We start from the raw sequence: 14384 nt of genomic DNA on the forward strand, positions 1-14384 counted from the left end.
CCGCCGTGATCACCAACATGGCCCCGGGGGAGGAACGTTGACGGACACGGAGCCACGCCATATAGACCCGCTCGAAGCCGTGGAGCACCTGTTCGCGCTGTGGCTGCCGCGCTGGCGCCTGGCACTCGTCGGCGGCGAAGCTCCGCCGTCGTACGAGGAGGAGTGGACCGACGCGCCCTCCCTGGCCGAGGTGTCGGACTACGGCGCCTTCCCGTCGACATTCGACGGCCTCGACGGACAGCGCCATCCGGTGGCCGTCGAGCGGTTCGACATCGAGGACCCGGACGAGACGTCTTCCGGCCCCCTGCACGCCTCGTGGGGCCTGCCGGACGAGGGTGCGGAGCAGACCTTCGAGTTCGTCAGCGAATTCCTCACCGACGGAACGGAGTCGGGCCGGGGCCGGGCGCTCGCCGGATACCTGGCTGGTTATCTGGCGGCGGACGGTACGGATCTGCTCCGCGTCACGGTGGCCGCCGAACCGGGCGGCCCCGCGCTGGACGATGAGCTGCACCTGCTGGTTCGCTCCCACGACAGAACAACCCGGCTGGCCCTGGCCGACGCCAAGGCCGCCCCGGCCACCCCCGACGCCAATGACACGCCCGAGTACCGGATCGCCTGCGTCACGTCCCTGCTCAGCGAATTCCTCCAGATCAACAACACCGACGCCGTGACCTTCGAGGTGACCTTCGGCGCCCATGACGTCGACCTGAACGTCGCCGACCCCGACGCCGCCTTCCGCCCGGGCTGGGTCGGGGACGAGCACTGGCTGCTCGCGGAGGAGGGCGACGACGAAACCGACGACGTCCTGTGGCCACTGGACACCGCCGCCCTGAAAGCCGCGCTGACCGAGTCCGAAGCGAACATGGTCGCGGCGGCCCGGGCCCAGACCCTGGTCTGGGAGTTCGACTCCACGGTCCCCGAGATCCCCGGCGACGAGCTGGTCTCCTGGCTCGCCCGCGACCTCCTCGAAACGATCCTCACCGAGATCACCGGGGCGCCCGGCACCCCGCCCACCCTCGCGTACGCCAAGAACCTCCCCCTCGATTCCGTCCTGTCCGGCGAAGGGGACTCCTGCCTCCTCCTGGTCGGGGCGCGACGCACCGCCCTCATCCACATCAGCGGCCAGCGGTGAGGGACAGGGCGGCGATCCGCCGCAACCTGGACGCGTCGAACCGCGTCCCCTCACTGGTGACCGTCTCACTCCTCAGAGTGAAACAAGCATCTTCTCGGCGAGTGTCCGAACTGCGTGCCATGCTGGAGTCCAGGAACACGAGGAGGCGGTGATGGCAGTCATGAGCGTCGCCAAAGCGCGAGTCGACGATCACGAAGGCCCTTGGACGGTCGAGGACGTCCTCGCCCTCCCGGAGCACCCGGCACGCGCCCGCTATGAGCTCGTGGACGGTGTCCTCATGATGTCCCCCGCACCCGCCTGGGACCACCAGCTGGTGTCCTTCAGGCTGTGCAGCCAGATCACCACAGCCCTGACCAGCTCTGCCGCGCCGTTCTTGAGCGCCGAGGCAGTGAATGTGACCGGCGAATCCAGACTGTTCATCCCCGATATCGCCATCGTCGACCGCGCCGCCGTCCAGCGCGGGACCCTGGCTGTGCCGCTCGAAGCGGTCCTGCTGCTCGTGGAAATCGTGTCACCCTTCAACCGGTCCACCGACCGCATCCTCAAGCCCGCGCTCTACGCCCAGGCGAAGGTGCCGGCCTACTGGCGCGTCGAGCTTGAGCCCCACGTACAGGTTGTGGCGCACGAGCTGTCGGTCGACACCTACCGCGAGGTCGCCACGGTCACGGGCAAGGAATCCATCCAGGTCGCCGGAGAGTTCAGCGTCGACCTGGACGTCCCCGCGCTGCTCGGCGATCTGGCGGGCTGAGCGCCCCACGACTACCCCGCGAGCACGCCCGCGACGAGCGCCAGTACGGCGATCAGCACGGTCAGGGCGCCCCCGAAGGCCGCCGTGGCGCGCAGCAGGGAAGAGTGTGCGTCGGCCCCGCCGAGCCTGGCGAGGAGTCCGGCCACCGCGCCGATCAGCGCGGCGAAGACCGTGGCGACGATCAGCGCGAGTCCGATGAGCGTCAGAAGCATCAGCTTGTCGTTCATGGGACGAACTTCGCAAGTTCCGTGTTCGCCGCCGTTCGGCCGTACCAAAATGAACGTCGTGGATGAACCAGAGCTGGCATCGGCCGAGTTGGCAAGCCGACTGCGGCGGCTGCGGACCGAGCACGGATTGACGGTGATGGCCCTGCAGCGCCGCTCGGGCCTGGGCCGTACGACCGTCAGCCAGGCGCTCAACGGGCGGGGGATCCCCAGCGAGGCCACGGTGGTGGCTCTCGCGAAGACGCTGCGCGCGGACGTGGACGAACTGTTGCGGCTTCGTTCTCGAATGTCCTCGGCGGCCACCTCACCGGATCCCGAACTCGACGACGAGGACGCCGACTTCGAGCGCCGCTACCGGGACTACGTGGTCGGCCGCTACCGACAGCTGACGGTCGTCGGGCTGGACCTGGGCCGCCCCGAGGGCGCGTGCTGGCCGCTGGACACGGCGTATCTCAGCCTGGAGATGGCCGTCCCCGACGCCTCCCCGGACTGGCCCCGGGAGGGGGCGCCGGCCGTGCGGGTCGAGCGCGCCGAGCAGGCTCTCGCCGGGCAACGGCGCACCCTGGTCCGGGGACTGGCCGGCAGCGGGAAGACCACGCTGCTCCACTGGCTGGCGGTCGGCGCCGCGCGCCGCGACCTTCCGCCCGAGATCGCGGACCTGAGGGAGCTCATCCCCTTCGTACTGCCGCTGCGCACGCTGATACGGCAGGCCGCGCTGCCCGCTCCCGACCGGTTCCTGGAGACCACCGGCTGTATGTTCGCCGGTGCGCAGCCGCCGGGGTGGCCGGACCGGGTGCTGACGACAGGGCGTGGGCTGCTGCTCATCGACGGCATCGACGAGGTGCCCCAGCAGCAGCGCGACCGCACCCGGGAGTGGCTGCGCGAGCTGCTGGCCGCCTACCCGCGATGCGGCTATGTCGTCACGACACGCCCGTCCGCGGTCCCGGAGGGCTGGCTCACCAGCCTGGAGTTCAGGGAGCTGACGGTACGGCCGATGCGGCGGCGCGACGTCTCGGTGTTCATCTCCCGCTGGCATGTGGCCGCGCGTTCCGAGCTCGCCCACGGCCCGGAGCGCAAGGCGATGGACGCCTTGGAGGAGGGCCTGAAGGACGCGGTGCGCGCACAGCGCAACCTGGCCCAGCTGGCCACCACTCCCCTGATGTGCGCGCTGATGTGCGCCCTGCACCGGGACCGGCGCGGCCACCTCCCCCAGGGCCGCATGGAGCTGTACGAGGCGGCCTTGTCGATGCTGCTCATCCGCAGGGACCGGGAGCGCGACATCGGCGCCCCGGAAGGCGTCAGCCTCACCCGGCAGCAGAGCGTCCAGCTGCTCCAGCGGCTCGCGTACTGGCTCATCCGCAACGGCCAGACCGAGATGGACCAGGACACGGCGCTGGCCGTGATCGAGGACCTGCTCCCGGCCATGCCCGCGGTGGCCGCGCAGGGCGACGCCGCGCGGATCCTCACGCATCTGCTCTCGCGCAGCGGCCTCCTGCGCCAGCCCACGGCGGACACCATCGACTTCGTGCACCGCACCTTCCAGGACTACCTGGGCGCCAAGGCCGCGGTGGAAGCGCGCGATCTGCCGCTGCTGGTGCGCCACGCCCACGACACCCAGTGGGAGGACGTGATCCGCATGGCCGTCGGCCACGCCTATCCGGACGTACGCGCCACCCTGCTGCGCCGCCTCATCGCCAGGGGCGACAAGGTGTTCAGGCACCGCATCCGGTTGCATCTGCTCGCCACGGCGTGCCTGGAGCAGGCGACCGAGCTCGACCCGGCGGTACGTCAGGAAGCCGAGAGCCGGGTCGCCGCGCTGCTGCCGCCGCGCAGCCACGCCGAGGCGAACACCCTGGCCGCGGTGGGTCCGGTGATCCTCGACCTGTTACCGGGGCCGGAGGGCCTGGCGGACGACGAGGCCAAGGCGGTGGTCACCACCGCGGCGGCCGTGGGGGGCGACGCCGCCCTGACGCTGCTCAAGAAGTACCGCCTCCACGCCGCCCCTGAGGTCCGCCACGCCCTGATGGTGGCCTGGCACAGCTTCGACGCCGACGAATACGTGGAAGAGATCATCAACCACCTCCCCGACCCGGATCCGCTCGTCATCGTCAGTTCACGCGCGGAACTCGAAGCCCTTCCAAAACTCAGGCGGAGGTCCGATGTACGGGTGATCGGGGACTTCACCGTCGCCGAGATCATGTCCGCGATCGACCGGGAGCAGCTGTCCTCCCTCGACCTGTCGGTGAACGCCGAGATCGACGATCTGGGCTTTCTCACCTCACTGCCGCGGCTGCGCTCCTTGGAGCTCTTCCACTGTGCGATCGAGGACTACTCCCAGGTCGCCGGTCTTCCGCTGACCGGACTGAGCCTGTACGACGACGACATCGACGGCGTGGACCTGCGCACCTCGAGCCTCTGCCCGGGCTCCGGCGGCTCAGTCTCGGGGTGCCCCTGGCGCATGAGGATGTCGGGAGCTTCCCCGACTTCCCGCTGCGCAGGCTCTATGTCAGCGCCACCCACACGCCCCTGTCGCTCGCCGGCGTCAGCAAGTACCCGGACCTCAGGTTTCTCGGGACGCGGCTGGAATCGCTCCCGGGACCGGCGGCCGCCGAGGTGGGCGCACTCCCCCGGCTGACGGGGATGCAACTCCTCGGCCCGCGTCTCGATCCGCTGGAGACGCTGTCCCCGCTCCCCGGGGTGACGGAGCTGAGGCTCGAGGGGTACTCGGGCGGTGACGACCTGCCCCTGCTGAAGCGGGTGTTCCCCGGTGTGCGCAAGCTCCACATCCTGCCGCAGCAGGAACGGCCCCCGTCCATGGACCTCACCCCGCTGGCGGACGTCGAGGGGCTGCACATCTCGCTCGCCAACGTCGGCGAAGTGGTCGGCGCCGACCTGTTCCCGCCCGGAGCCATCACGCAAAGTCCCCGCCCCCGAACCTGAGGGCTGTTCCGCCTATGGCGTGTCTTGACCCTTGCCGACTGAAAAAGTTCGGAAGACACTCCGGAATGTTTCAGTGCCGCTTCCGGAGTCATCAGAGCCCGAGAGGCGGCTTCCTGGCCCCCACCAAGGAAGGCGATCATGACAAGGATGAGACGCCTGCTCACCAGCTCCCTCGCTCTCGCGTCCCTGATCTTCGCGCTGTTCACCGCGACGGGCACGGCAACCGGCACCGCCCATGCCGCACCCGCCGCCGGAGTGCGCATCATGCCGCTCGGTGACTCGATCACCGACGGCTACAACGTGCCGGGCGGCTACCGCATCGACCTCTGGCAGAAGTTCGTGGCGGGCGGCCGCAACGTGGACTTCGTCGGCTCCATGTCCAACGGTCCCGGCAATCTCGGCGACCGGAACCACGAAGGTCACTCCGGGTGGACGATCGGCCAGATCGACAGCAACGTCGTGAACTGGCTCCGCACCTACACCCCGCGCACCGTGCTCCTGCACATCGGCACCAATGACATGTACGGCAGCGACCCCGCCGGAGCGCCGGGCCGGCTCTCCACCCTGCTCGACCACATCACCGCCACGTCCCCCAACACGGAGGTGTTCGTGGCCACGATCGTCCCCATCTCCTTCGCCGACTCCACCGTCCGCACCTTCAACGCGGCGATCCCCGGGATCGTGCAGAGCAAGGTGAACGCCGGCAAGCGCGTCCATCTGGTTGACATGTACCGGGCGCTCACCACCGCCGACCTGGCCGACGGCGTACACCCGAACGCGGGCGGCTACAGCAAGATGGCCAACGTCTGGTACAACGCGCTCCTCTCGGTGCCCGGCAGCATGGGCGTCAGAGGCGCCTCACACGCGCCGTACCAGGAGGCGGCGGCACGGTAGTCACCGAGGGAGCCGGTAGACGGAGACATGGGAGCGCGATTCGGCGGTGAATTCGGCTCCGTGCCAGTCGGCGTGCCTGGTCTCCAGCTCGAACCCGGCCAGCTGCGCCATGAGATCGAGTTCGGTCGGCCAGATGTAGCGGTGCGGGCTGCGGAACACCCGCGCCTGCCTGCCGTCACCGAACCGGAAGTGGTGGGAGACGACGTGCTGACGCAGTACGTCGTAGGTGTCCAGGCCGATGTAACCGTCCTCGGACCGCCAGACCACGGCCTGCTGGCCGGGGGGAAGCTTCCGCACCTCGGGGACCCACAGCTCGATGACGAACCGCCCGCCCGGTACGAGATGGCGGGCGGCGTTGCGGAAACACGCGACCTGCTCGGCCTGGGTGAGCAGATTGGAGATGGTGTTGTAGACGAGATAGACGAGCTGGAACGTGCCCGGGGCGTCGGCGGTCGCCATGTCGCCGACGACGACCGGGATCGTCGCCTCATCCGCCTTGGCGCGCAGTTGGCCGATCATCGGCCGCGACATCTCGATGCCGGTGACCGGCACCCCTCGCCGGACGAGCGGGACGGCCACGCGGCCGGTTCCGATGGCGAACTCGAGCACCCGTCCGCCCTCGGCGAGCTCGGCGAGGCGGTCGACCGTGGGGTCCAGAACCTCCGGTGCGAACATCCCGGCGCCGGGGGTGTCATAGCCCTGGGCCGTTTCGGTGTCCCAGATCTCGTCCTGTCGCATGCGCTCAACGATCTCCCCGCCGGCCGACCCACGTCGACCGGATTTCGCCGCCCCGGCACGAGGTCCCGCTCAGGCGCCGCCCGCTGACGATCGCTCGGCGAAGGCACCGGCGGCCGCGGCGAGAGCGGCGGTTCGGGCCGCGTCGCCGGGCAGTCGCGGGTCGGGCGGCGTGCGGAGGAGCACCAGGTGGTGGTAGAGCGGCGCGGTGGCGGCGATGAGCAGTCGCCGGGCGTCGATGCCGGGCGGGAGCTCACCGCGCCGGACAGCCCGGCTGACGACGACCTCGCAGCGGGCGTACCGGTCCTCCCAGAGCCGCTGCTGGGCCTGGGCGGCTTGCTCGGAGCGGAACGAGGCGGCGATCAGCGCTGCCACGATCGGCGGCTGTGCCGTCAGGGCCGCCTGGATCTCCTCGTTCAGCGCCGTCAGGTCGCCTTGCAGTGAACCGGTGTCCGGCGGCTGCCAGTTGTCGTCGCCCGCCGCGTCGAGTACGTCGGCGAGCAGGCCGCCGACGTCCCCCCAGCGCCGGTACACCGTGGTGCGGTGCACGCCGGCGCGGGCGGCGACGGCGTCCGTGGTGAGCCCGTCATAACCGTGTTCGCCGAGCTCCGCGCGGACCGCGTCGAGCACCTGCGCACGGATACGGGCGGTGCGGCCCCCGGGGCGGCGCTGGGTGGGCGGCGGCTGGGTGTCTTCCGGTTCTGGGCCTGTGTGAGTCGTCACTGATGGTCCGTTTGCTCAGGGGACAACGCTGTGACAGCATCCTAACGCAGCAGATGTCGCACTAAAGGAAAGTGATCGATGCCGCCCGTTCCCGCCGACCCGACCGTGGTCCATCCGATGCCCGAGCAGCCGCGGGTGGTGCTGCTGAAGCCGCTGATCACCTCGCCGCTGATCGAGGTCGGGGAGTTCTCCTACTACGACGACCCCGACGATCCGACCGCCTTCGAGACCCGCAACGTGCTGTACCACTACGGGCCGGAAAAGCTGGTCATCGGGAAGTTCTGCGCGCTGGGCGAGGGCGTGCGGTTCATCATGAACGGCGCCAACCACCGCATGGACGGCCCCTCGACGTTCCCCTTCCCGATCATGGGCGGTTCCTGGGCCGAGCACTTCGACCTCATCACCGGCCTGCCCGGACGGGGTGACACGGTGGTGGGCCACGACGTCTGGTTCGGTTACCGGGCCATGGTGATGCCCGGCGTCCGTATCGGCCACGGGGCGATCATCGCCTCCGGCTCCGTCGTCGTCGACGACGTCCCCGACTACGGCATCGTCGGCGGCAACCCCTCCCGTCTCATCCGCCGCCGCCACAGCGACGCGGACATCGACCGCCTGCTGGCCCTGGCCTGGTGGGACTGGCCGCTCCAGCACATCACCGAACACCTCCGCACGATCATGTCCGGCAGCATCGACGCCCTGGAGAACGCGGCGCCCGGGCGGACGGAACAGGCACGGCACGACGCATAGCGATCCGGCCACATTCCAGCACCGAGAATCGAGCTGTCAGCATGCCTGCCTCTTCCCACCACAATCCGTTCGCCGACTGGCTCCGCACCCATGCCGTCCCGCTCACCCACCTCGACCGTGACGCGCCGCTCGACGACCTGGAGCCGCTGCGCGCCCTCGTCGGCGACGCGCGCGTGGTCGCGCTCGGCGAGAATTCCCACTTCATCAACGAGTTCGCGGTCCTGCGCGAGCGCGTCCTGCGATTCCTGGTCGAGCGCTGCGGCTTCACCGTCCTGGCCTTCGAATACGGCTTCAGCGAAGGGTGGCCCCTCGACGCGTGGGCCCAGGGCGAGGGGACGGACGACGACCTGTCGGCCCACCTCGCCGGATCGATCCCGGTGGGAGTCGAGGAGCCGCTGCGCTGGATGCGCGGGCACAACCGCACAGCCTCGACACCAGTGCGTTTCGCCGGCGTCGACATCCCGGCGGCCGGTGGGTCCTTGCTCCCCGCCCTGGCCCCGGTCGCCGACTACCTGCGCCACATCGATGCCGAAACCCTGCCGACGGTCCAGGAGGCGATGCGGATCGCCCAATCGTTCGCCGGTGCCTCCGCCGCCGACGCCGCGCCCGCGTGGGCACGCCTGGCCACGGCCGAACAGGAGGCCCTCAGCGCAATTCTGACGCGCCTGCTCATCCGGTTCCGCTCCCTCGAACCGCTGTACGTCTCCCGAGGCGACCAGCAGAGCTACGACATCGCCCTGCGCCGCCTCGAAGGCGCCTGCCACGGCGACTACACCTTCCGCGCCATGGCCGACCTCTTCGCCGGCAAGGGGCTGACCGCCGACACCTCGGCCCGGGACCACTACATGGCCGAGTCGGTCCTGTGGCACCTGGAGCGCTTCGCACCCGGCACCCGCCTCGTGCTGGCGGCTCACAACGCGCATATCCAGAAAACCCCGGTCTCCTTCGACGGCCACCTCACGGGGCTCCCGATGGGCCGGCACCTGCACCGCGCGCTCGGCGACGAGTACGTCGCCGTCGGCCTCACGAGCATCGCCGGACACACCGCGGACATGCGCCGCGACGAGAACGCGCGCTTCGGTTTCACCATCGACAACACCGCGCTGCAGCCGCCCGAGCCGGGATCCATCGAAGCGGCCTTCGCCGATGCCGGACTCGGGCTCAGCATCGCCGATCTGCGGCAGGCACGCCACGAGGACCCCGGCAGCGCCGGTCTCGCCCCCGGTCCCGACCGCATCCGGATACAGAGCGCCTATCTGCACACCCCCGTCGTCGAGGCGTTCGACGCCGTCCTCAGCACCCCGGTCTCCACCGTGGCCGACGGCCTCGCCAACACGGAGGTGTGATGGACACGACCTGGGAGCACATCCGCGAAAGGCTGCCGCCCGAGTCGCCGTATCCGCTGCTCCACTTCGGCCTTGTCGTCGTTCGCCAGGACCCCAGCCCAGCTCGGCGCCTTCATACGCACCGTGAAATCCGGCGCCCTCGACCACCTCAGCTGAAGTCCAGGCCCCCGGTGCGCGTCCGCTTGAGCTCGAAGAAGTCCGGGTAGCCCGCGAGCAGCCGGGCGCCGTCGAAGATGCGCAGGGCGTCCTCGCCGCGCGGGATGGAGGAGAGGACGGGGCCGAAGAAGGCGACGCCGTCGACGTGGAGGGTGGGGGTGCCGACGTCGTCGCCGACGGGGTCCATGCCCTCGTGGTGGCTCGTGCGGAGGGCCTCGTCGTAGGCGGTGCTGGTCGCGGCCGAGGCGAGGTCGGCGGGGAGGCCGACCTCGGCGAGGGCTTCGCGGATCACGGCCGCGGAGTCCTCGTTGCCCTGGTTGTGGATGCGGGTGCCGAGCGCGGTGTACAGGTCGCGCAGGACCTCCTCGCCGTGGTGCTGTGCGGCGGCGACGCAGACGCGGACGGGGCCCCAGCCCGCCTCCAGCAGGTCGCGGTAGCGCTCGGGGAGGTCTTCGCGGCCCTCGTTGAGGACGGACAGACTCATGACCCGGAAGCGCAGGTCGAGGTCGCGCCCGCGCTCGACCTCGAGGATCCAGCGCGACGTGATCCAGGCGAAGGGACAGATGGGGTCGAAGTAGAGGTCGACCTTGGTCGGGGTCGTGGGGGCCGCGGGGGTCGTGGCGGCCGTCGCGGCGTCAGCGGTATTCGAACCTGTGCTCATGCATGGGACATTAGCCGCCGGGCGGCCCGGGGCCCTGGGCCATTTCCGAGCGCGACCGGTGGGCCACTTCCGCGCGGAGAATGAGGCCGCCGCGCTCCATGGGGGACGAGCGCGGCGGCCACGGGGTCGTACGGGTCCTACTCGACTATCTTCAGGAGCTTGTTCGGGGTGCCCGCGCCCGGGTTGGAGATCTTGTCCGGGGTCGCGCCCTCGGTCAGCGCCTTGGCCACATCGGCCGGGGTGGCGTCCTGGTGGCCCGCGAGGTAGACCGCCGCGGCGCCCACGACATGCGGGGTGGCCATCGATGTGCCGGAGATGGTGTTGGTGGCGTCGTCTCCGGTGTTCCAGTCGGAGGTGATGTCCGAGCCGGGGGCGTAGATGTCCACGACGTCGCCGTAGTTGGAGAAGTCGGACTGTTCGTCGGCGTCCGTGCTGGAGGCGACGGTGATCGCGTCCTTGACGCGGGCCGGCGAGCCCTGGCTCGCGTCGGTGGACTCGTTGCCGGCCGCGACGCCGAAGGTGACGCCGGAGTCGATGGCCTTCTGGACGGCCGCGTCAAGCGCGTCGTCCACGCCGCCGCCGAGGCTCATGTTGGCGACGGACGGGCCCTGGTGGTTCTCGGTGACCCAGTCGATGCCCGCGACGACCTGCTCGGTGGTGCCCGAGCCCTGGTCGTCCAGGACGCGGACGGCGACGATCTTGGCTTTCTTGGCGACGCCGTGGTCAGCGCCGGCGATGGTGCCCGCCACATGCGTGCCGTGGCCGTGGCCGTCGTCCGCGTCCTCGTCGTTGTCGATGGCGTCGAAGCCGGAGGTGGCGCGGCCGCCGAAGTCCTTGTGGCTGACGCGCACACCGGTGTCGATGACGTACGCGGTGACGCCCTCGCCCGCGCTGTCGGGGTAGGTGTACTTCTTGTCGGCCTCGGTGTCCGCCTGGTCGATGCGGTCCAGGCCCCACGACGGCGGGTCGTCCTGGGTGGCGTCGATCGTGAAGCGGTGGTTCTGGACGACCTTGGCGACGGCCGGGTCGGCGGCCAGCCGCTTGGCCTCGGTCTCGGTCAGGCCGCTCGCGGAGAAGCCGTTGACGGCGGAGTCGTAGCTGCGGCGCAGCGTGCCGCCGTAGCGCTCGGCGAGGTCCTTGCCGGTGCTCTGCGCCTTGATGCTCTTGCCGCCCTTGAGCAGGACGACGTAGCTGCCCTTGACGGCGTCCGCGGACTGGGTGCCGTAGACCTTGCCCTCGGCCGGGGAGGCGGTGGACGCGCCGGCCGGGACGGCCATGAAGGCACCGGCCGCCACGGCGGCCGCGACGGCCGTGGCCAAGGTGAGTCGACGCGCGTTGACTTGCTTGTGAACTGCCATGACGAGGGGTCCTCCTCGTGTGGTTGTGGGGGGAAAGTTCGCGTGACAACGTGCGCCGGAGCATCGGTGGGGACCCGCTCCGGCCTGACTGGAAACCCTGACTGATTGACGCGCTCAATTCAAGATCCTCGCCCACGTGTGACTTAGTCAACTTCTGTGGTATCGCGAGGCGTTGGCGGCTGCGGACCGGGCGGTCTCGGGCTTTTTACGTGTAAGGGGCCTCATTCCCGGGGGTAGGGATATCCCCCCTCCTTTCGGTGGAGAAGGCCGCCCGGCGGTTCACCGGACAGCAGGATGGGACGGCGCCCCCGCGCCCCATAGCGTCGAACCGAGGTCGGCGGCAGCGAGTCGGCCACCGGGAGATCTGGGGAAAAGGGGACGTCGTGGCGGACACAGGCCGCTTGGACAGGCCGCATGGAATAGCGGCCCGCATGGGCAGTTGGAGTGCCCGGCACCGGTGGACGGCGGTCGGAGGGTGGGTGCTGCTCGTCATCCTCGCCCTCGCCGTCGGGTCGATGGCGGGGCGGGTGGACGTATCGGACGGCGAGGCCATGCCGGGCGAGTCCGGGCGTGTCTCGAAGCTTCTGGATGACGTGGGCATTGAGGACCCGGCCGGGGAAACCGTGCTCATCCAGGCGAAGGGCAAGGGTGTCACGGCCACCGACCCGGCGTTCCGCTCCGCCGTCGACGGGGTGATCGAGGCCGTACGGGGCACGGGTCAGGTCACCGGCGTGACCTCGCCGTACGAGACGAAGACGATCTCCGCGGACCGGCGCTCCGCGCTGGTCCAGTTCGACATGCGCGGCGACCCGGACAAGGCCGCCGACCACGTCCAGCCCGTGCTGGACGCGGTGCAGAAGGCGCAGGACGCCCACAAGGACCTGCGGATCGAGCAGTTCGGCGACGCGAGCGGCCAGAAGGCGTTCGACGACGCGTTCGGCGACGACTTCCAGCAGGCCGAGTACTCCGCGCTGCCCGTGGCCCTCGGCATCCTGCTGATCGCCTTCGGCGCGCTGGTCGCCGCCCTGCTGCCGGTCCTGCTCGCGATGAGCGCGTTCCTGGCCACCACCGGTCTGGTGGCGGTGGTCAGCCACGCCGTGCACATGAGCGACACCGCCAACTCCGTGATGCTGCTGGTGGGTCTCGCCGTGGGCGTGGACTACTGCCTGTTCTATCTGCGGCGCGAGCGCGAGGAGCGGGCGGCCGGCCGGGACGCGCAGACCGCGCTGCGGATAGCCGCCGCCACCTCCGGCCGGGCCATCCTCGTCTCGGGCTTCACCGTCATCGTGGCGATGGCCGGCATGCTCTTCACCGGTATCGCCGAGTTCAAGGCGATGGGCCTGGCCACCCTGCTGGTGGTGGCGGTGGCGATGATCGGCTCGGTGACGGTGCTCCCGGCGCTGCTGTCGCTGCTGGGCGAGCGGGTCGAGAAGGGCCGGGTGCCGTTCCTGGCCCGGGCCAAGGGCCGGAGCAACGGCGAGAGCCGCTTCTGGCGTGCGGTGCTGGGGCGGGTGCTGCGCAAGCCCAAGCTGTCGGTGGCGCTGGCGGGCGGTGTGCTGATCGCCGTGGCCGTCCCGGCCGTGGGCATGAACACCGCGAACCTCACCATGGACCAGGAGTTCGGCAACTCGCTGCCGATCGTGGCCGCGTACGAGCACATGGACGAGGCGTTCCCCGGCGGGCCCTCCCCGGCCCAGGTGGCCGTCAAGGCCGATGACATCAACGCGGCTCCGGTGCGCGCCGCGATCGAGGACTTCCGCGCCGAGGCCGTCGCCAAGGGCGCCTCCAAGGGCCCGGTCAAGGTGATGTTCCACGACCGCGAGAACCTCGCCGTCATCGAGGTGCCGCTGATCGGCGGCTCCGACGAGGCCAAGAGCGAGAAGAGCCTGAACATCCTGCGCGACACGGTGCGCCCGGACACGCTCGAGGCGGCGGACGGCATCGTCGACGCCCCGATCGGCGGCTCCACGGCCATGTCCAAGGACTTCAACGACAAGCTCGGCTCGGCCGTGACGCCGGTCTTCGCCTTCGTCGTCGTCTTCGCCTTCCTGCTGATGCTGATGTCCTTCAGGTCGCTGACGGTCGCCATCACCTCGATCGTGCTCAACCTGCTGTCGGTGGGTGCCGCCTACGGCGTCCTCACCGCCGTCTTCCAGCACGGCTGGGGCGCGGGCCTGGTCGGCGCGGAGGGGGTCGGGGCGATCGTGTCCTGGCTGCCGCTGTTCCTCTTCGTGATCCTGTTCGGGCTGAGCATGGACTACCACGTCTTCGTGGTCTCCCGGATCCGCGAGGCGCGGCTGGCCGGGCGGACCACCAAGGACGCGGTGGTGCACGGCGTGGTCACCACGGCGGGTGTGGTCACCAGCGCCGCCGTGATCATGGTCGCGGTCTTCGCGATCTTCGGAACGCTGTCGATGCAGAGCATGAAGCAGATGGGCGTGGGCCTCGCGGCCGCGGTGCTCATCGACGCCACCGTGATCCGCGGGGTGCTGCTGCCCGCCGTGATGTCGCTGCTCGGCGAGCGCAACTGGTACCTGCCGCGCTGGCTGCACTGGCTGCCGGACCTCACGCACGACGAGCCGGCCGCGGCCGCGGCGCCGGTCCCCGGGGCGGAGCCGGAGCGTAAATCGGTTGCGATCCGTTAGGGCGGGTCCCTACGGTGAGCCGGTCGCGTGGCCTCGTGCCGCGCGGCCGGTTCCGTGTTTTGGCGGCACGGACGG

At 70.2% G+C, this 14384-nt stretch carries 13 protein-coding genes; 8 read left to right on the plus strand and 5 right to left on the minus strand.

Going from position 1 to position 14384, the window contains the following annotated elements; genetic code table 11:
• Positions 1-37: 37 nt before the first annotated feature.
• Both ACFZDL_RS01455 and ACFZDL_RS01460 read left to right on the plus strand, forming a co-directional pair.
• A complete protein-coding gene (locus ACFZDL_RS01455) occupies positions 38-1132 on the plus strand; it encodes a hypothetical protein (RefSeq protein WP_353590738.1) in 1095 nt (364 codons plus the stop codon).
• Between the two features lie 151 nt (positions 1133-1283).
• Positions 1284-1880: a Uma2 family endonuclease gene (locus ACFZDL_RS01460; RefSeq protein WP_353590739.1), complete on the plus strand. Its 597-nt coding sequence runs from the start codon at positions 1284-1286 to the stop codon at positions 1878-1880.
• 11 nt (positions 1881-1891) lie between these two features.
• Here the strand turns inward: ACFZDL_RS01460 and ACFZDL_RS01465 are convergent, their stop codons facing one another.
• Positions 1892-2107 (minus strand): hypothetical protein, encoded by a 216-nt coding sequence (locus tag ACFZDL_RS01465; protein ID WP_353590740.1) that lies wholly within the window; start codon positions 2105-2107, stop codon positions 1892-1894.
• Positions 2108-2165: 58 nt separating this feature from the next.
• Between ACFZDL_RS01465 and ACFZDL_RS01470 the strand changes: the two genes are divergently transcribed.
• The 3 genes from ACFZDL_RS01470 (at position 2166) to ACFZDL_RS01480 (ending at position 5938) form a co-directional block, all read left to right on the plus strand.
• Entirely contained in the window at positions 2166-4739 is a 2574-nt protein-coding gene (locus tag ACFZDL_RS01470) for an NACHT domain-containing protein (RefSeq protein WP_353590741.1), read from the plus strand.
• The gene (locus ACFZDL_RS01475; protein ID WP_353590742.1) at positions 4718-5044 is read left to right on the plus strand and encodes a hypothetical protein; all 327 of its coding nucleotides are present in this window, start codon (positions 4718-4720) and stop codon (positions 5042-5044) included. Before ACFZDL_RS01470 ends, ACFZDL_RS01475 begins: the two co-directional genes overlap by 22 nt.
• 138 nt (positions 5045-5182) lie before the next feature.
• On the plus strand, positions 5183-5938 hold the full coding sequence (locus ACFZDL_RS01480; RefSeq protein WP_353590743.1) for an SGNH/GDSL hydrolase family protein: 756 nt from the start codon (positions 5183-5185) through the stop codon (positions 5936-5938).
• Here ACFZDL_RS01480 and ACFZDL_RS01485 read toward each other — a convergent pair whose 3' ends face one another.
• Positions 5939-6676 (minus strand): class I SAM-dependent methyltransferase, encoded by a 738-nt coding sequence (locus ACFZDL_RS01485; protein WP_353590744.1) that lies wholly within the window; start codon positions 6674-6676, stop codon positions 5939-5941.
• Positions 6677-6745: 69 nt separating this feature from the next.
• Positions 6746-7396: a TetR/AcrR family transcriptional regulator gene (locus ACFZDL_RS01490; protein ID WP_353590745.1), complete on the minus strand. Its 651-nt coding sequence runs from the start codon at positions 7394-7396 to the stop codon at positions 6746-6748.
• 78 nt (positions 7397-7474) lie between these two features.
• Here ACFZDL_RS01490 and ACFZDL_RS01495 point away from each other — a divergent pair, with 78 nt between their 5' ends.
• Together ACFZDL_RS01495 and ACFZDL_RS01500 are read left to right on the plus strand one after the other, a co-directional pair.
• Positions 7475-8143: a CatB-related O-acetyltransferase gene (locus ACFZDL_RS01495; RefSeq protein ID WP_353590746.1), complete on the plus strand. Its 669-nt coding sequence runs from the start codon at positions 7475-7477 to the stop codon at positions 8141-8143.
• Positions 8144-8184: 41 nt separating this feature from the next.
• Positions 8185-9489, plus strand: a complete 1305-nt coding sequence (locus tag ACFZDL_RS01500; RefSeq protein WP_353590747.1) for an erythromycin esterase family protein — start codon at positions 8185-8187, stop codon at positions 9487-9489.
• A 148-nt stretch (positions 9490-9637) separates the two neighbouring features.
• Here ACFZDL_RS01500 and ACFZDL_RS01505 read toward each other — a convergent pair whose 3' ends face one another.
• Both ACFZDL_RS01505 and ACFZDL_RS01510 read right to left on the minus strand, forming a co-directional pair.
• Positions 9638-10306, minus strand: a complete 669-nt coding sequence (locus tag ACFZDL_RS01505) for a disulfide bond formation protein DsbA (RefSeq protein ID WP_353590748.1) — start codon at positions 10304-10306, stop codon at positions 9638-9640.
• Positions 10307-10443: 137 nt separating this feature from the next.
• Positions 10444-11664 (minus strand): S8 family peptidase, encoded by a 1221-nt coding sequence (locus ACFZDL_RS01510; RefSeq protein ID WP_353590749.1) that lies wholly within the window; start codon positions 11662-11664, stop codon positions 10444-10446.
• Positions 11665-12095: 431 nt separating this feature from the next.
• On the opposite strand from ACFZDL_RS01510, the gene ACFZDL_RS01515 reads away from it, so the two are divergent.
• Positions 12096-14309 (plus strand): MMPL family transporter, encoded by a 2214-nt coding sequence (locus ACFZDL_RS01515; protein WP_353590750.1) that lies wholly within the window; start codon positions 12096-12098, stop codon positions 14307-14309.
• Positions 14310-14384 lie beyond the last annotated feature (75 nt).

Origin of the sequence: Streptomyces sp. NPDC007917, assembly GCF_042959105.1 — a bacterium.
Classification (GTDB): Bacteria; Actinomycetota; Actinomycetes; order Streptomycetales; family Streptomycetaceae; genus Streptomyces.